Genomic DNA, 20,280 nt, shown 5'->3' on the forward strand with positions numbered 1-20,280 from the left:
TTACTGATCTTTATTGTTTTCGACTCTCGAATGATAAGGACCGAGATATGGCTTTCAATCTACGTAACCGCAATTTTCTCAAGCTACTGGATTTTTCTGCAAAAGAAATTCAGTTTCTCCTCGATCTCTCGACGCAATTAAAACAAGCGAAGTACACAGGTACTGAGCAAAAAAATCTCTTGGGTAAAAATATTGCACTCATTTTTGAAAAGTCCTCTACTCGTACACGATGTGCGTTTGAAGTCGCCGCCCATGACCAAGGGGCCAATGTTTCATATATTGGCCCATCGGGCTCCCAAATCGACCATAAAGAATCGATGAAAGATACGGCCCGCGTACTCGGACGCATGTATGACGGCATTCAATATCGTGGCCATGGACAAGACATTGTTGAAGAATTAGGGGAATATGCCGGCGTTCCCGTATGGAATGGATTAACCAATGAGTTCCATCCCACGCAAATTCTCGCCGATTTTTTAACGATGCAAGAACACAGTCGTGGCAAACATTTATACGATATCTCGTTTGCTTACCTTGGAGATGCCCGCAATAACATGGGCAACTCACTGATGGTCGGTGCAGCATTAATGGGGATGGACATTCGCTTAGTCGCCCCAAAATCCTACTGGCCTGAAGCGAGCTTGGTTGAACAATGCCAAGCATTGGCGAAAAAATCGGGAGCCGTGATTACGCTAACCGAAGACGTCCAACAAGGCGTGAACGGCTGCGACTTTTTATATACGGATGTCTGGGTATCGATGGGTGAACCACCAGAAGCTTGGGATGAACGCATTGCCATCATGAAACCGTATCAAGTCAACATGGCAATGATTCAAGCCACCAATAACCCGAATGTGAAATTTATGCACTGTCTTCCCGCCTTTCATGACGATGAAACCGTGGTCGGTAAGCAAATTGCTGAAAAATATGGCATGGATGGCTTGGAAGTCACCAATGAAGTGTTTGAATCGAGCTATTCGATCGTGTTTGATGAAGCAGAAAACCGTATGCACTCGATCAAAGCCATTATGGTGGCGACTCTGGGTTAGTGGTAGAACGGACCGTTAATAACGTCCGATTGAGTGTCATGTAATCGCTTGCACTCTTTTTTGTTAGGGGTATAATTTGCTGCAATTTGTCTCTGGGGATACCTTAAAATGATCGGTTATTGTCGATTTACCACATATCATTTAAGTAAGTGCCAATACTTACTGGGTTTTGCGTTCCTCACTGATGAATAACGAATTTTAAAGCCTCCCAGATCGGGAGGCTTTTTTGTGGCCGAAAGAAAATATAGGGACAAAACTATGGTGAACTCGCTGTATCAAAAGCACATCATTTCAATTTCTGAGCTCTCGCGAGCTGAGCTCGAGTTGATCGTACATACCGCTGGCCAATTAAAAGCGCAGCCACAACCGGAACTCATTAAGCACAAGGTCGTCGCCAGTTGCTTTTTCGAGCCATCGACGCGCACGCGGTTGTCTTTTGAAACCGCCATACAGCGTATTGGTGGCAGCGTGATTGGATTCGATAACGGCGGCAACACATCACTCGCCAAAAAGGGCGAAACCCTCTCTGATTCGGTACAAGTCATTTCAAATTATGTCGACGCCTTTGTGATGCGTCATCCACAGGAAGGCGCGGCTCGCTTAGCCTCAGAATTCTCGAATGGCATTCCTGTTATTAACGCTGGCGATGGTTCAAATCAGCATCCATCACAAACCTTATTGGATTTATTTTCCATTTACGAAACCCAAGGTCGGTTAGATAACCTCAATGTCGCCTTTGTTGGGGATCTCAAATATGGACGTACGGTTCACTCCCTAACCCAAGCATTATCAAAATTCACCAACGTGCGGTTTTATTTTGTTGCTCCGGACGCGCTGGCGATGCCGGATTACATTTGTGAAGAGCTGGATGACGCTGGGATTGCCTACAGCCTACATCAAGATATGGAGACGGTCATTCCTGAACTCGACATTCTCTACATGACACGAGTGCAAAAAGAGCGTTTTGATGAGTCCGAGTATGCGCACATAAAATCGGCCTTTGTGCTGACGGCGGCGCACCTCACCCATGCTCGTGCCAATATGAAAGTGCTACACCCATTACCACGGGTTGATGAAATCACCACTGACGTGGATAGCACCCCCCATGCCTATTTTTTCCAACAAGCGGGCAATGGCGTGTACGCCAGAGAAGCATTACTTGCGCTCGTTTTGAACGAATCACTTTAAGGGAATATCATGACTAAAGACACTCAATTACAAGTTGAAGCCATCAAAGACGGCACTGTTATCGATCATATCCCCGCGAAAGTCGGCATCAAAGTGTTACGACTGTTTGATATGCACAATGCCAATGAAAAAGTAACGATTGGCCTTAATCTGCCGTCTTCTGCTCTTGGCCATAAAGATTTACTTAAAATCGAAAATGTTTTCATTAATGCAGAGCAAGCCAATAAATTGGCGTTATATGCCCCACATGCGACCGTCAATCGCATTGAAAACTATGAAGTGGTGAAAAAACTGCCACTCGAATTGCCGAACAAAATCAATAATGTGTTTGCTTGTCCAAACAGCAACTGCATTTCTCATAACGAACCGGTCGAAAGTAGCTTTACCATCACGGAAAAACTGCACGATATTCGTTTAAAATGTAAATACTGTGAAAAAGTGTTTGCTCGCGATATTGTGACAGAGCGAAATGCTTAATCGGTATGATGCCGTGTCCGAGTAGCCCTTTACCTTCGAGAGGGTTACAGGCAAACTAAACACTTGTCGAATATAATATTAGTGGAAGATAATCATGACAAAAGTACTACAGACAGAGTCTGCACCAGCCGCAATCGGCCCTTATGTCCAAGGCGTGGATTTGGGCAATATGGTGCTCACTTCCGGACAAATCCCGGTTAATCCCGAAACGGGAGAGGTGGCAGACGATATTGCCGTTCAAGCTCGCCAATCTTTAGATAATGTCAAAGCCGTCGTGGAATCCTCTGGGCTGACAGTGCATGACATCGTTAAGCTAACTGTATTTGTGAAAGACATGAATGACTTCGCGACCATCAACACCGTCTACGGTGATTTCTTTGATGGCCATGGTGTGGCGAACTACCCTGCACGCTCATGTGTGGAAGTCGCACGTTTGCCGAAAGATGTGGGGATTGAAATCGAAGCGATTGCAGTACGTCAATAAGCGCTATCGATATCATGAAAAAGGGTTGCCAATGGCAACCCTTTTTATATTCAGTTCAAACCGACAGACGCGGTGCGATACTTATTTTTTATTAAGCTCTGCCACTTCGGCATCCAGTTCTGCCAATTTGTCTTTCATCAAGGCATGGCAATGCTTCGATAACTTGCGGACATCTTCTTTGGCGTAATCATCCGTGCTGATCGATGGCAAGATTTCCACAATGACATGGCCATTATTCCAGCGATTCAACTTAATATGATTGGTCGAGCTACAGACAATCGGCCCCACTGGCACATTAGCACCAATCGCAGCATGAAAGGCACCGGTTTTAAATGGCAGCAAGCCACGGCCACGTGAACGCGTCCCTTCAGGAAACATCCATACCGAGACTTTGCTATTTTTAATGCTGTTCACCACTTGGTCAATCGTGCCCTTGGCTTTGGCTTTATTGGCTCGGTCGATCAAAATGTTGCCGGTTAACCAATACAACTGCCCGAAAAGAGGTAACCAAGCCAAACTTTTTTTACCCACGGTCACCACATTCGGTGTCACCGCGCGCGAGACGGTAAACATGTCCCAGTTGCTTTGATGATTGGCGATATAAATATGCTGACCGCGTTCATAGGCATCAGCGGGAGCACGCAGAATCAATTTAATACCAAACACAGGGGCAAGCGCAGCAAAAAAGCGTCCAAACGTGAATACATGTTTTGGATTGCGTGGGGATAATAAACAGTACCCACAACCAAATACAAACATGACGATAGCAAATAACGCTACAGCAAAGATACGAAGGAGTGCGATCATCGATTTCTCCAAAGGAGTCGGAATAAAAAAGCCGAAACTTTGTTGTTTCGGCCACTAACTAAGCTTTATAGAAGAAGAGTTTACCCTGCTTCGCTAATACGCTCAATATTTGCGCCCAGCGCAGACAGTTTATCTTCGATCTTTTCATAACCGCGATCAATATGATAAATGCGATCTACGATAGTCTCGCCTTTGGCAATACAACCCGCGATGACCAGACTTGCCGAAGCTCGTAAGTCGGTAGCCATGACTTGTGCGCCGCTCAATTGAGTCGTATCACCACAAATCACCGTATTCCCTTCAATTTCCGCTTTGGCTCCCATACGTAATAACTCAGGCACGTGCATGAAGCGATTTTCAAAAATCGTTTCAGTAATCACACCACTGCCCTTCGCCATCATGTTTAACAGCGTAAACTGTGCTTGCATATCAGTAGGAAAGCCAGGATGTGGCGCTGTGCGAATAGACACCGCTTTCAACTCGTTTTTCGTCATATCCAGACTGATCCAATCGTCACCAAATTCTATATCCGCACCGGCTTCTTCAAGCTTTGCGAGAACAGCATCTAGCAGACGCGCATCCGTGTTATGACAAACAATTTTCCCTTTAGAGACTGCGGCTGCAACAAGGAAAGTTCCCGTTTCGATACGGTCAGCCACCACAGAGTGTTTACCACCACCTAAGTGCTCTACCCCTTCGATGGTAATCGTATCCGTTCCGGCGCCAGAGACTTTTGCCCCTATTTGGTTTAAAAACTCTGCGGTATCAACAATCTCAGGTTCGCGCGCCGCGTTATCCAGAATGGTCGTCCCTTCGGCTAACGTTGCTGCACACATGATGGTAATCGTTGCCCCAACCGACACTTTATCCATGACAATATGAGCGCCTTTCAGGCGTCCATCGACTTCGGCTTTCACATAACCATCTTCTAAAGTAATGGTCGCACCGAGCTGTTCTAAACCATGAATGTGCAGATCGACTGGGCGAGCGCCAATGGCACAACCCCCAGGCAAAGACACTTGTCCTTGACCAAATCGTGCCACGAGTGGACCTAACGCCCATATAGAGGCGCGCATGGTTTTCACCAAATCATAAGGCGCGCAATATTGATCAATGTTACTGGGATCAACATGTACAGAGCCATTACGTTCCACTTTGGCCCCCAACCGCGCCAACAATTCCATCGTGGTATCGATGTCACGTAAGTGAGGAACATTTGCCACCTCTACCGGCTTTTCAGCCAAAATAGACGCAAACAAAATCGGTAGGGCAGCATTCTTCGCCCCTGAAATTCGTACTTCACCCTGTAATGGTGAAGGTGAACCAATAACTCGAAACTTATCCATTAATTAACCTTACAGCGACATCAATTTCTTATCGCGAGCCCACTCTTCCGGCGTATAAGCTTTGATGGATACAGCGTGGATGTCATTCCGCTGTATCAACTCCGTAAGAGGCGCATAAATCATTTGCTGCTTCTTCACTCGGCTCATGCCATCAAAGCAACCATCAACGGCGATCACTTCGTAGTGACTGCCTTCGCCTTTCACATGAATTTCTTCAAGATTGAGCGCTTGTTCTAAAATCTGTTGTACTTGTGAGCTATCCACGGGTCACCTCTGTTGCTTGCTTGATATGTTGACTCATCATCTGCTCAATATTGCTCAATTGAAACAGCATGCCTAATTGTTCAGGCACAAAAGAGAGCATTATATGACAGTTTTGACGTTTTGCATTCTCAATTAAGTGAATGAGCATCGCCATACCTGCAGAATCAACCCGCTCAACCGACGCTAAGGAAACCGTCACTTGCTTCACGTCTGGCTGCCATAACTTCAGCGAACGCCAAAGAGAAGGGACAGTCTCGCGATCTAAAGCCCCAGACAACTCGGCTTGTTCAGGGCTAACAAGATGCCATTGTGAATCGATCATTTTGAGTCACTCTCAAAATGCACTTTATTATCGGCGAGACGTTGTAGATCCTTCGATACCGCAAGAATACCTTCGTTGCGGATTTTACTGCTCCACTCCGAACGCTTGCTCGATAACATACTCACGCCTTCAGCTACCATATCGTATACTTTCCACTCGCCTGACTTCTCTTTGCGTAATTTGAAGTCGAGTTTAATGTTTGGGCGAGAATGATCAACAATATCGACACGGACACTGGTAATGCGACGATCATCGGCGATGTCATTCTCAGGACCAAATCGAATACTTTGATCGGTATATTGCGTCAGAACCTGTGCATAGTTGGTCACTAAATAGGCACGAAATGCCTTGATGAACGCTTCAACATCACTGTGTTTCGCGCCACGTAAATTCGGACCCAATAACTTTAATGCCGCATATTTAGCATTCACATAGGGCATGAGTTCTTGCTCTACGATGGTTTTTAAATACTCGGGATCCTGATGAATCTTAGGCTGTTCATTTTTCAAGCGGTTAAACGCCTGCTGAGCCACCTGCTTCATCATAGTATAAGGTTGAGTTTGTGCGACTTCTTGAGAATGTACTGCCCAAGATAAAACCAAACTCAATACGAGAATAAAATATCGCTTCAACATTGGTTATTTTTCCCCGTTACTGTTTTTATCTTTGTCGCCAGAACCATATAGGAACTGACCAATTAAATCTTCAAGTACAAGAGCAGACTTCGTATCTTCGATACGGCCCCCGTCTTTTAGCATGGTGCCTTCACCATCATAAACAAAGCCGGGAACTAAGCCAATGTACTGCTCACCAATCAGCCCAGAGGTTAAGATTTGCGCACTTGAGTTGTCTGGAAACTGATTATATTGACTATCAATTTCCATCGTTACTTTAGGTAACATCGTTTTTTGATCTAATGCGATGCTATCCACACGGCCAACCACAACGCCCCCGACCTTGACGGGTGAACGCACTTTCAAGGATCCAACGTTATCAAATTCTGCCGTCAGGGTATAAGTATCCGTTGAACCGATACCTTTAACGTCAGCGACTTGAAAAATCATGACTAGGATTGCGCAAATTCCCGCGAGAACAAAACCACCAACCCATAATTCTAACTTTCGTGTTTGTTGCATACTTAATTCCCAAACATCAATGCAGTCAGTACAAAATCTAACCCTAGAACCGCCAGAGAAGAATGCACTACCGTTTTTGTGGTTGCTCGGCTAATCCCTTCAGAAGTAGGAATAGCGTCATAACCATTAAATAAAGCAATAAAAGTGACAGTAATGGCAAATATCACGCACTTGATTGCACTATAGCCAATATCTTTACCGAACTCGACAGAAGCTTGCATCGCGGACCAATAACTCCCCGCATCGATGCCTTTCCAGTCAACGCCGACAACTTGACCGCCCCAAATACCGACCGTCATAAAAATCATCGATAGCAAGGGCAATGAAATTAATCCGGCATAAAAGCGTGGTGCAATGACGCGCTTAAGCGGGTCAACCGCCATCATTTCTAAACTGGATAACTGCTCCGTGGCTTTCATCAAACCGATTTCTGCGGTTAACGCCGACCCTGCTCGGCCAGCAAATAGCAGAGCCGTGACCACGGGACCTAATTCTCGCAACAGAGACAGAGCCACCATTTGTCCTAAACTGCCCTCGGCGCCGTAATCGACTAAGATCACATAGCCTTGTAAGCTCAAGACCATGCCAATAAACAAGCCGGAGACAACGATAATAGCGAGTGATTGCACCCCGACACTATGGAGCTGTTTAATCAATAATGGGAAGTTTTTAATCGGCCTTGGCCTACCGCCTAGAGCCCCCACTAACATCAACGTTGCTCGTCCCAATGTCACACAGAATGACAGCGTGCGACGACCTAAATTACTGACCCACTGTTCTAGGTTAGCCAACATCAAACAAGTCCTTTTCTATCGGTTGCGAAGGATAACGAAATGGAACCGGCCCATCAGCATTGCCCTTCAAGAACTGTTGCACTTTGGGGTTACGCTCTAACGACAACCGTTTCGGCGTGCCTTCAGCGATGACTTTGCCATCGGCTAAGATATAGACCCAATCAGCAATACTCATGACTTCCGGCACGTCATGGGAAACCACGACGGAGGTGACGCCAAGAGCTTCGTTCAGATTATGAATCAACTCGACCAGCACCCCCATCGTAATGGGATCCTGACCAACAAAAGGTTCATCATACAAAATAAGTTCAGGATCCAATGCGATCGAGCGGGCGAGTGCTGCACGCCGAGCCATCCCGCCAGAAAGTTCGCTTGGCATCAACTGGGACGCGCCTCTTAACCCCACCGCTTCAAGCTTCAACATCACCAAGGTACGAATCAGGTCTTCATCCAGTTCCGTGTGCTCACGTAACGGAAAGGCGACATTGTCGAACACATTTAAATCGGTAAATAGTGCGCCAGATTGAAACAGCATGCTCATTTTTTTGCGTGCTTGGTACAATTGTTTGCGAGATAACGCAGGGATATTATCCCCGTCAAACCATATTTCGCCCTCTTCAGGGTGTATTTGACCACCAATAAGCCGCAACAGCGTTGTTTTACCAATGCCCGATGGCCCCATAATAGCGGTGACTTTTCCTTTTGGAACTCGTAAACTGACATTGTCAAAGATCTTGCGACCCGAGCGAGAAAAAGTCAGGTTATTAATGATTACTAAGTCATTGTTAGACATACTATTGATTCGCCCTTTGGCTCCCTTCATCGAGAAGAAAGCGCAATCATAAGCAGATTAAGAAAAAATATAAAGCACCGTTCAATTAGAACAGAGGGAAATTGTCTTTTTGTCAAAGCACATCAAAGTTTCTGACACAATTTATTACGCACGCCCCTCTTAAATAAACCGGGCTCTCATGTTAAAATTTTTGGCTACCTAGCATAAAGTGAACCACAACAGTGTAATCTCACATAAAATAGAACAATATTTCTGATAATCGGCTTCCCTTTTATTGACCAACAGGTCAAAATTACCCGTTTTTATACCACGATTGTCACTTAAAGCAGGATTGTTCATGTTAGAAGCAGTTGGATTACTTATTCTAGGCCTTATTCTCCTAGTATGGAGTGCAGATAAGCTCGTTTTTGGTGCGGCTGCCGTTGCGAAAAACTTCGGAGTATCTCCAATGATCATTGGCATGACAATACTCGCGATGGGCTCTTCAGCACCAGAAATGATGGTGTCTGCTACCGCTGCGATGGCCAATAAAACCGACACTGCAGTTGGTAATGTGCTGGGTTCTAATATCGCTAATATTGCCCTCATTCTTGGTATAACAGCCATGATTAAGCCATTGAGTATCGGCACAACTGTTCTGCGCCGAGAAATGCCACTCATGATCGCCATAACCATCCTAGCAGGTATTCTCTTGAAAGACGATTATCTCGGCTATGGTGAAGGGGTGCTTTTATTAGGGCTATTTATCGTTTTTATTCTCGGCATGCAACAAATCAGTCGTCGAGAAAAACAACAAGGTAAGGCGGTCATTGATACGCATGAGGAAGACATCCCTCAAGATGTGCCTAACGTCAAAGCCGCACTGTGGGTCATTCTCGGATTGGTATTACTGCCTATTGCCGCCAACCTACTCGTTGACAATGCGGTGATTATCGCCAAAGCATTTGGTATGAGTGATCTCGTCATCGGCTTAACCATCATCTCCATTGGCACAAGCTTGCCAGAACTTGCCGCCTCTCTTGCTGGGGTATTAAAGGGGGAAGATGACATGGCCGTGGGCAATATTATTGGCTCAAATATTTTTAATATCTTAGCCGTGATGGGGCTACCGGGTATCATCCAACCTTCTTATCTCAGTGAATATGCAATGGGTCGCGACTTTTGGGTCATGTTAGGCATTTCACTGTTGTTGGTGGTGATGGCTTTAGGCAAATCACGTCGCATAAATCGCCTTGAAGGTGGCATACTATTTATCATTTTCATTGCGTATCAAGTGTATTTATTCATGAATATGAGTGCGTAAAAGCTGGGGGACATCATGGCATCTGAATTTAACTACCAAGCCGCGGCTCAAGAAGTGCTGGCGATAGAAGTTGAAGGGTTAGAGCAATTAAAGCCTTTCTTTAACGACGCTTTTGCCAAGGCGTGTGAGCTCATTTTAAATAACTGCTCAGGCAAAGTGGTGGTGATGGGGATTGGTAAGTCAGGGCATATTGGCCGAAAAATTGCCGCGACATTAGCCAGCACCGGAACGTCGGCATTTTTTGTTCACCCTGGTGAAGCCTCACATGGCGATTTAGGTATGGTAACCGCTCAGGATGTGGTGCTAGCCATTTCAAACTCGGGCGAGTCCGAGGAAATACTCAGCCTGTTTCCCGTATTGAAGCGCTTAAACGTGAGTATTATTAGTCTTACCAGCCAACCGACGTCCACGATGGCACAATTGTCCGACATACATTTGCAGATCAGCGTGCCTCAAGAAGCTTGCCCACTGGGACTGGCTCCAACGACCAGTACCACCGTGACACTGGTAATGGGCGACGCGCTGGCTATCGCCCTATTACGCGCTCGTGGCTTCACCTCAGAGGATTTTGCAATGTCCCACCCAGGTGGCGCACTGGGTCGCAAACTGCTACTTAAGCTCAGTGACATTATGCATACGGGCGATGAACTGCCTCAGGTGAGCCCTAACACGTTCATTCGTGACGCTCTGCTAGAGATCAGTCAAAAAGGGTTGGGAATGACAGCGATTACCGACCAACATAACACGCTGCTCGGTATTTTTACTGATGGCGATTTACGTCGTATTTTAGATAAGCGCATTGATATTCATAATACCCCTATCGAACGCGTTATGACGACCTCCCCGACCACGGCCTCACCTCATTTACTCGCGGTAGAAGGGATTAATTTGATGCAAGACAAACGAATTAGCGGTTTAATGCTGACCGATGACGGAAAGCTGGTGGGCGCATTAAATATGCATGATTTATTGAAAGCCGGAGTAATGTAATGTCACAACAAGTGGACACACTGTATGGCAAAGTAGACGAAGATATCCTCACGATTGCCAAATCCATCAAACTGTTGATTTGCGATGTGGATGGTGTTTTTTCAGACGGCTTAGTGTATATGGGTAACAATGGCGAAGAGCTCAAAACCTTTCACACTCGTGATGGTTATGGGGTCAAAAGTCTCATGAATGCCGGAATCGAAATTGCGATTATTACCGGAAGAGAATCAAAGATTGTCACCAATAGAATGAACGCATTGGGCATAAAACTTGTCTATCAAGGACAAGATGATAAAGTCAAAGCGTACCGTGATATTTGCAAAAAACTGGCGATTGCCCCTCAAGAAACCGGGTATATTGGGGACGATTTAATAGATTGGCCTGTAATGGAACAAGTCGCTTTGCGAGTGTGTGTCGCTGATGGACACCCCTTGCTAGCTCAGCGCGCAAACTATGTCACCCACATTAAGGGGGGACACGGTGCCGTGCGCGAGGTCTGTGATTTGATTTTACACGCTAGGAATGAACTTGACGCATATAAAGGTCTAAGTATATGAGTGTATCCCGTGTCATATACGCGGTGTTAATATTGGTGTCACTGACCTCGCTTTATTATCTGCTTGAGAGCCAAGACAAAGTAGATATTCAGGTCAAGCCGAATACAGAACTGCCTATGTTTAGCGGAAATAACCTGAACAATGTATCGTATAATGATCAAGGTATACGTAGTTACGTTATACAATCTAAACACCTTGATTATTATGCTAAAAGTGGCGATACCATTTTCCAAAGCCCGATTTTAAAAGTCTATCAGCAAGGGACGAAGCAAGAGTGGCAAGTGACCGCGCAACGCGCAGTCCTTTCAAAAAAGCAAGTATTAACACTCTATGATGACGTCGTCGCCAAAAATTTACTGCGACAATCTAGCTTTGAGAAAATGACGACGGCGAAGCTGAACATTAAACTCGATAGCCGAGATTTTTGGGCTGATAATCCAGTGGATCTGAAAGGTCCTCAATTTGAAACTCATGGACAAGCGATGAAAGGCAATTTTGCTGATAATACCGCGGTCCTATACAAGCATGTACAAGGTCGATATGAAAATCTCACACCTCACGCTGGTAGCAAGCCTTCTGGTCAGTAGCCAGTGTTTTGCTTTGTCTACTGACAGTAAACAACCGGTTTATATTGATTCAGACAGCCAACAACTCGATATGAAAAGCAATCGAGTGACCTTCATCGGTGATGTAAAGCTGAAACAAGGCAGCATCAATATTAATGCGGATAAACTGATTGTCGTTCGTAACGAAGAGACAGGAAAAATTGAAGACATTAGAGGTTATGGCAAACTCGCTACCTTTTCTCAGCTGACCGATGAAGGCAAAACCTTACACGGTGAAGCAGAAGAACTGTACTATAAAATGTCGCAAGATGAACTCGTTATGACCAATAACGCCATGCTATCGCAAGATGACAGTGAAATTCGTGGTAAGAAAATTCGCTATAAAATTTCGCAACAAAAACTGATTGCCGATAGTAACGGAAAAGGACGCGTGTCTACCGTTTTGCAACCACAAATGACCGAAAATAATCAGAAGTAATTCATTATGTCTGTATTGAAAGCGCAACATTTAGCCAAAAGTTATAAAAAACGCAAAGTCGTTTCAGATGTCAGTCTTGCGGTTGAATCAGGACAAATCGTCGGTTTGCTCGGCCCAAATGGCGCGGGTAAAACAACCTCGTTTTATATGATAGTAGGACTGGTCGCCCGCGATGAGGGAAAAATCTCCATAGACGACATGGATATAAGTGTGTTACCAATGCACAGTCGCTCTCGGTTGGGGATTGGATATCTACCGCAAGAAGCCTCCATTTTCCGTAAGCTCTCGGTCGAAGATAATATTCTCGCGGTACTGCAAACACGCAGTGAGCTGAGTCGAGAACAACGACAAGACAGACTGGAAGATCTCCTCGACGAATTCAGTATTCAGCACATTCGTAAAAATACTGGGATGTCTTTATCGGGTGGCGAGCGTCGTCGGGTAGAAATTGCGCGAGCATTGGCGGCAAACCCACAATTTATCCTTTTGGATGAACCTTTTGCGGGCGTTGATCCAATCTCCGTTATCGATATCAAAAAAATTATTGAACATCTGCGTGATCGCGGTTTGGGCGTTCTTATCACTGACCACAATGTGAGAGAAACATTGGATGTTTGTGAAAAAGCTTATATTGTAAGTCAAGGACACCTAATTGCAGAAGGCACTCCTAAAGAAGTGTTGAACAACGAACAGGTGAAACAGGTTTATCTAGGAGAACAATTCCGTCTATGATAAATGGAAGGACTCCAGATTTTTAAGATAAGGTAGTTGGAAACTGAATGAAGCCTTCATTACAGCTCAAGCTAGGTCAACAATTAGCAATGACACCGCAATTGCAGCAAGCTATCCGCTTACTGCAATTGTCTACGCTCGACTTACAACAAGAGATTCAGGAAGCCTTAGACTCTAATCCTTTGTTGGATGTGGATGAAAACGCCGAAGATGTTGCTAATACTGATGAACGCAAAGAGAACGACCGTAATGAGGAAAAAGAACCCAGTGCGGATGTGGCAGCGGAACCTGAGCCACAAGACAGTTCTGATGTATTCGAAAAATCAGAAATCAGCTCCGATCTCGAAATAGACACCACATGGGATGACATCTACAGTGCCAATACGGGAAATACCGGCGTGGCCATGGATGATGACATGCCCGTCTATCAAGGGGAGACCACTCAATCTCTCCAAGATTATTTGCTGTGGCAATTGGACTTAACCCCTTTTAGTGAATTAGATCAAACCATTGCGGTAGCCATCATTGATGCTATCGATGATTATGGGTACTTAACCTCCTCGCTGGAAGAGATTCGTGATAACTTCGATCATGATGATGTCGATCTTGAAGAAATCGAAGCCGTTCGAAAGCGTATCCAGCAATTTGACCCTCTCGGGGTTGCTTCACTCAATTTACAAGACTGTTTACTCTTACAGCTGGCGACGTTTCCAGCCGAAACGCCTTGGCTAGAAGAAGCCAAACTCATCCTTTCTCAGTATATTGATCAGCTTGGTAATCGGGATTACAAACTTATCTTAAAAGAGTCTAAACTCAAAGAAGATGAGCTACGACAAGCATTACACTTAATTCAGGATCTCGATCCTCGGCCAGGAAACAGGATCACGGAAACTCACGCGGAGTATGTGATACCAGATGTGTCCGTCTTTAAAGATCACGGCAAATGGGTGGTTTCCATCAATCCAGACAGTGTTCCCAAGCTCAAAGTCAATCAACAATATGCGGGATTAGCTAAAGGTAATAATGCAGAAAGTAATTATATTCGGAGCAACTTACAAGAAGCCAAGTGGCTGATTAAAAGTTTGGAAAGTCGCAATGAAACGTTACTAAAAGTTGCGAAATGTATTGTTGAACATCAGCGCGATTTCTTCGAATATGGTGAAGAAGCCATGAAACCCATGGTGCTGAATGATGTTGCACTTGCTGTGGACATGCATGAGTCGACCATATCAAGGGTGACGACTCAGAAGTTTATGCATACGCCAAGAGGCATATTCGAGTTGAAGTACTTTTTCTCCAGTCATGTGAGTACCGACAATGGCGGAGAATGTTCATCGACCGCAATACGCGCACTGATTAAAAAACTGGTATCGGCAGAAACGCCTGCTAAGCCTCTCAGTGATAGCAAAATTGCGGCGTTACTAGCTGACCAAGGAATCAAAGTCGCAAGACGAACGATAGCTAAGTACCGAGAGTCATTGGGAATAGCCCCTTCAAGTCAGCGTAAACGCCTGCTATAAAGGCCAAACCGAGAAGGAAAGTCTATGCAAATCAATATTAATGGCCACCACATTGATCTGACAGATTCAATGCAAGACTATGTTCACGCTAAATTTCAAAAGCTAGAGCGCTTTTTTGACCAAATAAATAACGTTCAAGTTATTTTACGTGTTGAAAAAGTCCGTCAAATCGCGGAAGCTACGCTCCATGTGAGTCAAGGTGAGATTCATGCGACCGCAGAAAGTGATAACATGTATGCGGCCATCGATGAGTTGGTGAATAAACTCGTACGACAACTCAATAAGCATAAAGAAAAGCTAAGTAGCCATTAATCATGCAATTAAGCGAAGTATTGACCCTGGACTGCACGAAAAGTGCAGTCCAGTGTTCTAGTAAAAAACGAGCATTAGAAATCATTAGCGAAGTCGCGGCTCAACACACTGGCCAAAATGCGACCTCGCTGTTTGAATGCATGCTCAGCCGAGAAAAAGTGGGCAGTACTGGTATCGGTAACGGGATTGCGATTCCGCACGCCAGAATGGCGGACAATCACTCTGCGGTTGCGGTTCTGCTGCAATGCGAAGCACCGATCGATTTCGATGCCATCGATAATCGCCCAGTCGACCTGTTATTTGCTTTATTGGTACCTGAGGAACAATGTAAAGAACATCTGCAAACTCTGGCGAGTATGGCAGAGCGTTTGAAAGACAAAAAAGTCCTCAAACAACTGCGCAATGCTCATACTGATCAAGAGCTCTACAACATTATGGTCCATCAAGAACAGGAATAAATAACAATGCGTTTGATTGTTGTCAGTGGTCAGTCTGGGGCGGGAAAAAGTGTCGCCTTAAGGGTGTTGGAAGATTTAGGGTATTATTGTGTCGATAACTTGCCCATCAATCTTTTGCAAGAATTCGTGCAATCGGTCAAAGACAGCAATCAAAACGTCGCAGTCAGTATTGATATACGTAATATTCCCAAAGATCCAGGCTTAATTGAACCCGCCTTGGATCGTTTGAAATCCAGTGACGTCGAAGTCAGCGTATTGTTTCTTGATGCCTCTGAAGAAGTGTTACTGAAGCGATACAGTGAAACTCGCAGAATTCACCCGTTATCGCTGGCCGATGATAATCCCTCATTGTCTCATGCGATCGAGCTGGAAAAACAGACTCTGAAGCCTCTCAAAGAGCATGCCGACCATATCATCGACAGCAGCAAGCGTTCGATTCATGAACTCAGTGAACGTGTCCGCATGTATGTGGAAGGCAACGAACGCAAAAAACTGGTCATGGTGTTTCAGTCATTCGGCTTTAAGTATGGAGTGCCCAGTGACGCCGATTTTGTGTTCGATGTGCGCTTTCTTCCCAATCCTCATTGGGAGCCTAACTTGCGCCCAATGACAGGTTTAGATGCCCCAATTCGCTCCTTTTTATCCGCTTTCCCTGAAGTGATGGAGCTCAAACTGCAAATCCAGAAGTTCATTGAGTATTGGCTGCCCATGTTAGAAAAAAATAACCGCAGCTATCTTACTGTCGCCATCGGATGTACCGGTGGCAAACATCGCTCCGTGTATATTGCACAACAATTGGGCGAGTACTTCTCTGACTTAGGAAATAAAGTCAAAATTCAGCATAATACGCTCGACAATAATTTATCATAAGAGTCTCTTGCTATGACGAACGTAACTCGCACTGTTCTGATTCAAAATAAATTGGGCTTGCACGCTCGTGCTGCCGTAAAATTAGTGGAACTTGCTCAATCGTTTGATGCCATACTGACAATTCAAGCGCAAGATGGTAACGAAGCCACTGCGGATACCGTCATTGGTCTGCTGATGTTGCAATCAGCACAGGGACAGCATATTACGCTGTCGGCATCGGGCCCTGATGCCGAGCCAGCACTCGCTGCCGCGTGCCATCTTATTGAAGATAAATTTGATGAAGAGGAATAGCGAGCGCTGACATCGGCAGCGAATATCGATAGTCCCTATTCACCATAACACTAACCCACTACCCTTTTTTTCCTTATCAACTTTGTATTAGGGGGCCTTTATGGCAGAGCAAATTGAATTTGATCAAGCTCACCAAACCCTCCATGAAATCACTCAAGCACTAGAGAATGGTCGTTTTGTCCACGTTCGTCGTCAGCTTCAGGACATGGAGCCTGAAGATATTGCGATCCTATTAGAAGCCTCACCACGTAAATCTCGCGAAGTACTTTGGCATCTGACTGACCCGGAAGATTATGGGGAAATCCTCGATGAATTATCCGAGGATATTAAAGATGCGCTTGTCTCTAAAATGGCGCCGGAGAAACTCGCCGAAGCCACTGAAGGCATGGACACCGATGACGTAGCCTATGTGTTACGAAGCCTGCCTAACACCTTATCGAAAGAAGTCTTAGCGCAGATGGATACGGCAGATCGACTACGAGTTGAGAAAGCCTTATCCTACCCTGAAGATAGTGCCGGTGGCTTGATGAACACCGACGTCACCACCATCCGTAGTGATGTCATTGTCGATGTTGTGCTGCGGTATTTACGTATGAAAGGAGACTTACCGGATGTCACCGATTCCTTATATGTTATTGATGAACATAGTAAGTTAATCGGTCATTTACCCTTAACGGTATTGTTAACCTCGCAACCGGATGTGCTCGTCAGTGAAGTCATGGACGATGCGGACGATGCCATCAGCGTCGACACCACCGACTCTGATGTCGCCAGTTTGTTCGAACGTCGTAATTGGGTCTCAGCCCCAGTGGTCGATCACAATTACACCTTGGTTGGACGGATCACCATTGATGACGTTGTCGATGTCATTCGTGAAGATGCCGAACACTCAATGATGAGCATGGCGGGGATGGATGACGATGAAGATACTTTCGCCCCCGTGATCAAATCGGCTCGTAAACGCAGTATTTGGCTCGGAGCCAATGTGCTTGCGGCCTTAGCTGCAGCGTCTGTCTCCAACATGTTTGAAGATACACTACAAGCCATGGCATCCATCGCCGTATTAATGACCATCGTCCCCTCTATGGGGGGAGTGGCTGGTAACCAAACGGTCGCCTTGGTCATTCGTGGTCTCGCTTTAGGCCACATTGGTGAAAGTAACAAAAAAGAGTTGCTGTACAAAGAAGCGGCGATCGGTCTGCTCAATGGTATTTTATGGGCCGTACTGATTGGCGTCATTGTGATGGTCTGGAAAGGCAATATTGAACTCGGTGCCATCCTTTCTGCCGCCATGCTGACCAACTTATTTGTGGCAGGTATTGCTGGCGTATTAATCCCGGTATTAATGAAAAAAATCAATATTGATCCGGCGCTCGCTGGGGGAATGGCATTGACGACCGTCACCGATGTCGTCGGCTTATTCGCCTTTTTAGAACTGGCAACCCTGATGATTCACTAGCCGATAAGACATAAAAAAGCCGAACTCAACGAGTTCGGCTTTTTATTGATACTCCAGTATACCTCGCTAAGTGTTACTCACCCGCGACTTTCATACTTTCAATCAACAACGAGCCCATCTGAATTTGCGAGCGCGTTTCAATATCGCTACCGACAGCGATCGTTTTCTGGAACATATCTTGTAGATTGCCAGCGATAGTAAATCCAGAGACCGGGTATTGAATCACCCCATTTTCGACCCAGAATCCAGCGGCCCCACGCGAATAATCGCCCGTGACAATATTTACGCCTTGCCCCATCACTTCGGTCACAAGTACGCCCGTACCTAGCGCTTGCAGCATGTGTTCAAAATCTTGCCCCGTAGAGCCGACAAACCAGTTGTGAATTCCCCCCGCATGCCCGGTTGGCGTCATGTTCATTTTACGAGCAGCATAGCTAGTCAACAGATAGGTCGCCAGTTTACCGTCGGTAATAATGTCAGTATCTTTAGTGGCGACACCTTCACTATCAAACGGACTCGAGGCCAAACCACGCTGAATATGTGGGCGCTCGCTAATATTGAACCACTCAGGAAAAATTGTCTCACCCAACTTATCGACCAAAAATGATGAGCGGCGATAAAGATTGCCACCACTGATCCCCATTACAAGGTGTCCCATCAGCCCTGTCGCGACATCACGCTCAAACAATATCGGATACGTCCCCGTTTTTAACGCACGAGCATCGAGACGGCGCACGGTTTTTTCCGCTGCTTGAAGCCCGACTTTCTCAGGCGCCCATAACTCATCCTTATGGCGAGCGAGCGTATAGCTATAGTCCCGCTCCATTTCGCCATTCGCACCTAAGCCAATGACACTACAGCTCGTGCTATGGCGACTCGAAGCATAACTGGCGAGCAAACCATGGCTGTTGCCATAAACGCGAACCCCATAGTGGCTATCATAACTCGCGCCATCACTTTGTTTGATCTTATCGCTGTATTCTAACGCGGCTTGCTCAGCACGAATGGCAATCGATGCGGCTTTATCTGGATCCGGTTCATCAGGATGAAAAAGATCGAGATCGGGAATATTTTTCACCATAAGTTCCGCCGGCGCCGGGCCAGCAAACGGATCTTCAGAAGTATAACGAGCGATATCTAAAGCGGCTTTCACCGTCTCATGAATGGCTTTTTCGCTGAGATCAGACGTTGAGGCACTGCCTTTTTTATTTTTGTTATAAACGGTAATCCCTAGGGCACCATCGCTATTAAATTCAACGTTCTCAACTTCACACATACGTGTCGAGACACTCAGGCCTGTACTCTTGTTAATGGCGACTTCTGCGGCGTCAGCGCCGTGCGCGGCCATCTCCAGCGCTTTGGCAACGGCAGCTTCTAAATCGACTCTTTGTTGAGCGACTTGCTGTTTCACATCCATACTTAATCCATCTTCTTCGGCATTTGTTTCAGTAGGATAACAAGAATTTCGCTTTCTCCCCACGATTCTTGCTAAAATAGCAGATATAAATAACTTTATTAGTGAAGAAAATGGCTCGTAAAAATCAAAAAGCTCCATGGGAAGAAGAAGAAGAAATTATTTGGGTCAGTAAAACTGAACTCAAAACCGACATGACGGAACTGCAAAAATTGGGAGAAGAGCTCGTTACGTTGAAACCGTCTGTATTAGCGAAGTTCCCATTACCAGACGATCTGGCCGAAGCGGTCGCCGATGCACAACGCTTTAAAACGGAAGCTCGCCGTCGTCAATTGCAATACATTGGTAAGCTGATGCGTCAAATTGATCACGAACCAATCCAAGCGGCGTTGGACAAATTCAACAATAAACATGCCCAATCGACGGCCGCATTGCACAAGTTAGAAGACTTACGTGACCGCATTATTTCTGATGGGGATAAAGCGATTGATGAAGCAATGGCGCAGTATCCCGATTTGGATCGCCAACGGCTACGCCATCTGTCTCGCCAAGCTCGTAAAGAAAAGGCAGCTCAGAAAAGTCCAAAAGCCTCGCGTGAAATTTTTCAGACCCTGAAAGCCAAACAAGATGAAGAGTTTTAATTAATTGTCTCATCCGCTGGAATAAAAAA

26 protein-coding genes are annotated in these 20,280 nt (G+C 45.6%); 17 read left to right on the forward strand and 9 right to left on the reverse strand.

Annotated features, from left to right (window positions below):
* Positions 1-47: 47 nt before the first annotated feature.
* The 4 genes from argF to EAE30_RS16655 all read left to right on the forward strand — a co-directional run bounded on the left by argF (position 48) and on the right by EAE30_RS16655 (position 3,198).
* Positions 48-1,049: an ornithine carbamoyltransferase gene (gene argF / locus EAE30_RS16640; protein WP_123016920.1), complete on the forward strand. Its 1,002-nt coding sequence runs from the start codon at positions 48-50 to the stop codon at positions 1,047-1,049.
* Positions 1,050-1,307: 258 nt separating this feature from the next.
* Entirely contained in the window at positions 1,308-2,237 is a 930-nt protein-coding gene (pyrB, locus tag EAE30_RS16645) for an aspartate carbamoyltransferase (RefSeq protein WP_123016921.1), read from the forward strand.
* 9 nt (positions 2,238-2,246) lie between these two features.
* Positions 2,247-2,714 (forward strand): aspartate carbamoyltransferase regulatory subunit, encoded by a 468-nt coding sequence (gene pyrI / locus EAE30_RS16650; RefSeq protein WP_123016922.1) that lies wholly within the window; start codon positions 2,247-2,249, stop codon positions 2,712-2,714.
* A 94-nt stretch (positions 2,715-2,808) separates the two neighbouring features.
* Positions 2,809-3,198, forward strand: coding sequence for a RidA family protein (locus tag EAE30_RS16655; protein WP_123016923.1), 390 nt, complete (start codon positions 2,809-2,811; stop codon positions 3,196-3,198).
* 81 nt (positions 3,199-3,279) lie between these two features.
* Here the strand turns inward: EAE30_RS16655 and EAE30_RS16660 are convergent, their stop codons facing one another.
* The 8 genes from EAE30_RS16660 to mlaF all read right to left on the reverse strand — a co-directional run bounded on the left by EAE30_RS16660 (position 3,280) and on the right by mlaF (position 8,660).
* Complete coding sequence (locus EAE30_RS16660) at positions 3,280-4,005, reverse strand: 1-acylglycerol-3-phosphate O-acyltransferase (RefSeq protein ID WP_123016924.1); 726 nt, start codon at positions 4,003-4,005, stop codon at positions 3,280-3,282.
* 80 nt (positions 4,006-4,085) lie between these two features.
* Positions 4,086-5,351 carry a UDP-N-acetylglucosamine 1-carboxyvinyltransferase gene (murA, locus tag EAE30_RS16665; RefSeq protein ID WP_123016925.1) on the reverse strand — a complete coding sequence of 422 codons (1,266 nt, stop codon included), beginning with the start codon at positions 5,349-5,351 and terminating at the stop codon, positions 4,086-4,088.
* Positions 5,352-5,360: 9 nt separating this feature from the next.
* The gene (gene ibaG / locus EAE30_RS16670) at positions 5,361-5,615 is read right to left on the reverse strand and encodes a BolA family iron metabolism protein IbaG (protein WP_123016926.1); all 255 of its coding nucleotides are present in this window, start codon (positions 5,613-5,615) and stop codon (positions 5,361-5,363) included.
* Positions 5,608-5,937, reverse strand: coding sequence for an STAS domain-containing protein (locus EAE30_RS16675; protein WP_123016927.1), 330 nt, complete (start codon positions 5,935-5,937; stop codon positions 5,608-5,610). Before EAE30_RS16675 ends, ibaG begins: the two co-directional genes overlap by 8 nt.
* Complete coding sequence (mlaC, locus tag EAE30_RS16680) at positions 5,934-6,572, reverse strand: phospholipid-binding protein MlaC (RefSeq protein WP_123016928.1); 639 nt, start codon at positions 6,570-6,572, stop codon at positions 5,934-5,936. Before mlaC ends, EAE30_RS16675 begins: the two co-directional genes overlap by 4 nt.
* A gap of 3 nt (positions 6,573-6,575) precedes the next feature.
* Positions 6,576-7,073 (reverse strand): outer membrane lipid asymmetry maintenance protein MlaD, encoded by a 498-nt coding sequence (mlaD, locus tag EAE30_RS16685; protein WP_123016929.1) that lies wholly within the window; start codon positions 7,071-7,073, stop codon positions 6,576-6,578.
* Positions 7,074-7,075: 2 nt separating this feature from the next.
* Positions 7,076-7,867 (reverse strand): lipid asymmetry maintenance ABC transporter permease subunit MlaE, encoded by a 792-nt coding sequence (gene mlaE, locus EAE30_RS16690; protein ID WP_123016930.1) that lies wholly within the window; start codon positions 7,865-7,867, stop codon positions 7,076-7,078.
* On the reverse strand, positions 7,857-8,660 hold the full coding sequence (mlaF, locus tag EAE30_RS16695) for a phospholipid ABC transporter ATP-binding protein MlaF (RefSeq protein ID WP_123016931.1): 804 nt from the start codon (positions 8,658-8,660) through the stop codon (positions 7,857-7,859). Before mlaF ends, mlaE begins: the two co-directional genes overlap by 11 nt.
* Before the next feature lie 337 nt (positions 8,661-8,997).
* Between mlaF and EAE30_RS16700 the strand changes: the two genes are divergently transcribed.
* The 12 genes from EAE30_RS16700 to mgtE all read left to right on the forward strand — a co-directional run bounded on the left by EAE30_RS16700 (position 8,998) and on the right by mgtE (position 18,196).
* Complete coding sequence (locus EAE30_RS16700) at positions 8,998-9,963, forward strand: calcium/sodium antiporter (protein WP_123016932.1); 966 nt, start codon at positions 8,998-9,000, stop codon at positions 9,961-9,963.
* A 15-nt stretch (positions 9,964-9,978) separates the two neighbouring features.
* The gene (gene kdsD, locus EAE30_RS16705; protein ID WP_123016933.1) at positions 9,979-10,953 is read left to right on the forward strand and encodes an arabinose-5-phosphate isomerase KdsD; all 975 of its coding nucleotides are present in this window, start codon (positions 9,979-9,981) and stop codon (positions 10,951-10,953) included.
* On the forward strand, positions 10,953-11,510 hold the full coding sequence (gene kdsC, locus EAE30_RS16710; RefSeq protein WP_123016934.1) for a 3-deoxy-manno-octulosonate-8-phosphatase KdsC: 558 nt from the start codon (positions 10,953-10,955) through the stop codon (positions 11,508-11,510). Before kdsD ends, kdsC begins: the two co-directional genes overlap by 1 nt.
* Positions 11,507-12,097 carry an LPS export ABC transporter periplasmic protein LptC gene (lptC, locus tag EAE30_RS16715; protein ID WP_123016935.1) on the forward strand — a complete coding sequence of 197 codons (591 nt, stop codon included), beginning with the start codon at positions 11,507-11,509 and terminating at the stop codon, positions 12,095-12,097. Before kdsC ends, lptC begins: the two co-directional genes overlap by 4 nt.
* On the forward strand, positions 12,051-12,554 hold the full coding sequence (gene lptA / locus EAE30_RS16720) for a lipopolysaccharide transport periplasmic protein LptA (protein ID WP_164711884.1): 504 nt from the start codon (positions 12,051-12,053) through the stop codon (positions 12,552-12,554). The genes lptC and lptA overlap by 47 nt, the downstream gene beginning before the upstream one ends.
* 6 nt (positions 12,555-12,560) lie before the next feature.
* Complete coding sequence (gene lptB / locus EAE30_RS16725) at positions 12,561-13,286, forward strand: LPS export ABC transporter ATP-binding protein (RefSeq protein WP_123016937.1); 726 nt, start codon at positions 12,561-12,563, stop codon at positions 13,284-13,286.
* 47 nt (positions 13,287-13,333) lie between these two features.
* On the forward strand, positions 13,334-14,806 hold the full coding sequence (locus EAE30_RS16730) for an RNA polymerase factor sigma-54 (protein WP_123016938.1): 1,473 nt from the start codon (positions 13,334-13,336) through the stop codon (positions 14,804-14,806).
* Positions 14,807-14,830: 24 nt separating this feature from the next.
* The gene (gene hpf, locus EAE30_RS16735; RefSeq protein ID WP_123016939.1) at positions 14,831-15,118 is read left to right on the forward strand and encodes a ribosome hibernation promoting factor; all 288 of its coding nucleotides are present in this window, start codon (positions 14,831-14,833) and stop codon (positions 15,116-15,118) included.
* A gap of 2 nt (positions 15,119-15,120) precedes the next feature.
* Complete coding sequence (ptsN, locus tag EAE30_RS16740) at positions 15,121-15,576, forward strand: PTS IIA-like nitrogen regulatory protein PtsN (RefSeq protein ID WP_123016940.1); 456 nt, start codon at positions 15,121-15,123, stop codon at positions 15,574-15,576.
* 6 nt (positions 15,577-15,582) lie between these two features.
* Positions 15,583-16,446, forward strand: coding sequence for an RNase adapter RapZ (gene rapZ / locus EAE30_RS16745; protein WP_123016941.1), 864 nt, complete (start codon positions 15,583-15,585; stop codon positions 16,444-16,446).
* A 12-nt stretch (positions 16,447-16,458) separates the two neighbouring features.
* Positions 16,459-16,737, forward strand: a complete 279-nt coding sequence (locus EAE30_RS16750) for an HPr family phosphocarrier protein (protein WP_123016942.1) — start codon at positions 16,459-16,461, stop codon at positions 16,735-16,737.
* A gap of 100 nt (positions 16,738-16,837) precedes the next feature.
* The gene (mgtE, locus tag EAE30_RS16755) at positions 16,838-18,196 is read left to right on the forward strand and encodes a magnesium transporter (RefSeq protein WP_123016943.1); all 1,359 of its coding nucleotides are present in this window, start codon (positions 16,838-16,840) and stop codon (positions 18,194-18,196) included.
* Positions 18,197-18,269: 73 nt separating this feature from the next.
* Here the strand turns inward: mgtE and pmbA are convergent, their stop codons facing one another.
* Complete coding sequence (pmbA, locus tag EAE30_RS16760) at positions 18,270-19,613, reverse strand: metalloprotease PmbA (RefSeq protein WP_123016944.1); 1,344 nt, start codon at positions 19,611-19,613, stop codon at positions 18,270-18,272.
* A 110-nt stretch (positions 19,614-19,723) separates the two neighbouring features.
* Here pmbA and yjgA point away from each other — a divergent pair, with 110 nt between their 5' ends.
* Positions 19,724-20,251, forward strand: coding sequence for a ribosome biogenesis factor YjgA (gene yjgA / locus EAE30_RS16765; protein WP_123016945.1), 528 nt, complete (start codon positions 19,724-19,726; stop codon positions 20,249-20,251).
* Positions 20,252-20,280: the final 29 nt, after the last annotated feature.

Origin of the sequence: Vibrio zhugei (assembly GCF_003716875.1) — a bacterium.
GTDB classification, from domain to species: domain Bacteria; phylum Pseudomonadota; class Gammaproteobacteria; order Enterobacterales; family Vibrionaceae; genus Vibrio; species Vibrio zhugei.

Excerpts from the sequence above, each read along its gene's own strand:
- argF (WP_123016920.1), top strand. The coding sequence starts at position 48 with ATGGCTTTCAATCTACGTAACCGCAATTTTCTCAAGCTACTGGATTTT.
- pyrB (WP_123016921.1), top strand. The coding sequence starts at position 1,308 with ATGGTGAACTCGCTGTATCAAAAGCACATCATTTCAATTTCTGAGCTC.
- pyrI (WP_123016922.1), top strand. The coding sequence starts at position 2,247 with ATGACTAAAGACACTCAATTACAAGTTGAAGCCATCAAAGACGGCACT.
- EAE30_RS16655 (WP_123016923.1), top strand. The coding sequence starts at position 2,809 with ATGACAAAAGTACTACAGACAGAGTCTGCACCAGCCGCAATCGGCCCT.
- EAE30_RS16660 (WP_123016924.1), bottom strand. The coding sequence starts at position 4,005 with ATGATCGCACTCCTTCGTATCTTTGCTGTAGCGTTATTTGCTATCGTC.
- murA (WP_123016925.1), bottom strand. The coding sequence starts at position 5,351 with ATGGATAAGTTTCGAGTTATTGGTTCACCTTCACCATTACAGGGTGAA.
- EAE30_RS16675 (WP_123016927.1), bottom strand. The coding sequence starts at position 5,937 with ATGATCGATTCACAATGGCATCTTGTTAGCCCTGAACAAGCCGAGTTG.
- mlaC (WP_123016928.1), bottom strand. The coding sequence starts at position 6,572 with ATGTTGAAGCGATATTTTATTCTCGTATTGAGTTTGGTTTTATCTTGG.
- mlaD (WP_123016929.1), bottom strand. The coding sequence starts at position 7,073 with ATGCAACAAACACGAAAGTTAGAATTATGGGTTGGTGGTTTTGTTCTC.
- mlaE (WP_123016930.1), bottom strand. The coding sequence starts at position 7,867 with ATGTTGGCTAACCTAGAACAGTGGGTCAGTAATTTAGGTCGTCGCACG.
- mlaF (WP_123016931.1), bottom strand. The coding sequence starts at position 8,660 with ATGTCTAACAATGACTTAGTAATCATTAATAACCTGACTTTTTCTCGC.
- EAE30_RS16700 (WP_123016932.1), top strand. The coding sequence starts at position 8,998 with ATGTTAGAAGCAGTTGGATTACTTATTCTAGGCCTTATTCTCCTAGTA.
- kdsD (WP_123016933.1), top strand. The coding sequence starts at position 9,979 with ATGGCATCTGAATTTAACTACCAAGCCGCGGCTCAAGAAGTGCTGGCG.
- kdsC (WP_123016934.1), top strand. The coding sequence starts at position 10,953 with ATGTCACAACAAGTGGACACACTGTATGGCAAAGTAGACGAAGATATC.
- lptC (WP_123016935.1), top strand. The coding sequence starts at position 11,507 with ATGAGTGTATCCCGTGTCATATACGCGGTGTTAATATTGGTGTCACTG.
- lptA (WP_164711884.1), top strand. The coding sequence starts at position 12,051 with ATGAAAATCTCACACCTCACGCTGGTAGCAAGCCTTCTGGTCAGTAGC.
- lptB (WP_123016937.1), top strand. The coding sequence starts at position 12,561 with ATGTCTGTATTGAAAGCGCAACATTTAGCCAAAAGTTATAAAAAACGC.
- EAE30_RS16730 (WP_123016938.1), top strand. The coding sequence starts at position 13,334 with ATGAAGCCTTCATTACAGCTCAAGCTAGGTCAACAATTAGCAATGACA.
- hpf (WP_123016939.1), top strand. The coding sequence starts at position 14,831 with ATGCAAATCAATATTAATGGCCACCACATTGATCTGACAGATTCAATG.
- ptsN (WP_123016940.1), top strand. The coding sequence starts at position 15,121 with ATGCAATTAAGCGAAGTATTGACCCTGGACTGCACGAAAAGTGCAGTC.
- rapZ (WP_123016941.1), top strand. The coding sequence starts at position 15,583 with ATGCGTTTGATTGTTGTCAGTGGTCAGTCTGGGGCGGGAAAAAGTGTC.
- EAE30_RS16750 (WP_123016942.1), top strand. The coding sequence starts at position 16,459 with ATGACGAACGTAACTCGCACTGTTCTGATTCAAAATAAATTGGGCTTG.
- mgtE (WP_123016943.1), top strand. The coding sequence starts at position 16,838 with ATGGCAGAGCAAATTGAATTTGATCAAGCTCACCAAACCCTCCATGAA.
- pmbA (WP_123016944.1), bottom strand. The coding sequence starts at position 19,613 with ATGGATGTGAAACAGCAAGTCGCTCAACAAAGAGTCGATTTAGAAGCT.
- yjgA (WP_123016945.1), top strand. The coding sequence starts at position 19,724 with ATGGCTCGTAAAAATCAAAAAGCTCCATGGGAAGAAGAAGAAGAAATT.